The organism is Priestia sp. SIMBA_032 (assembly GCF_046535215.1).
GTDB lineage: Bacteria > Bacillota > Bacilli > Bacillales > Bacillaceae_H > Priestia > Priestia aryabhattai.
Genome location: NZ_JAWRXD010000421.1, coordinates 1 through 294, shown reverse-complemented (window position 1 = coordinate 294; position 294 = coordinate 1). Strand labels below are relative to the sequence as shown.

Genomic DNA, 294 nt, shown 5'->3' with positions numbered 1-294 from the left:
CACCGTGGGCGGCGTCGCGGTCACCGCGTCCGCGTAGGCGATCGCGGCCCGCTCATCGTCGCTGTAGGCCGGCGACGTCTCGTAGTCGGCGATCTGCTGCAACCGGTCGATGTCGAGGTCGTCGTGCTTCTGCAGCATCGTGCCGAAGTCGATGCACCAGGAGCAGCCGACCACCCAGGCCGTGCGGTACACCGCGATCTCGCGAATGTTCGGCGGCAACACCTTTCATGCCCGCTCGACAGCGGTCTCGTGCACTCCCGACGCCATGAACAAGCCCCGGTGGTGTGCCAGGAT

Annotated in this window: 1 protein-coding gene; it reads right to left on the bottom strand. The window is 67.0% G+C overall.

Annotated features, from left to right (window positions below; translation table 11 throughout):
- A partial coding sequence (locus SB717_RS34995) for a carboxymuconolactone decarboxylase family protein (RefSeq protein ID WP_410907491.1) occupies positions 1-222 on the bottom strand: 222 nt, incomplete at its 3' end.
- Positions 223-294: the final 72 nt, after the last annotated feature.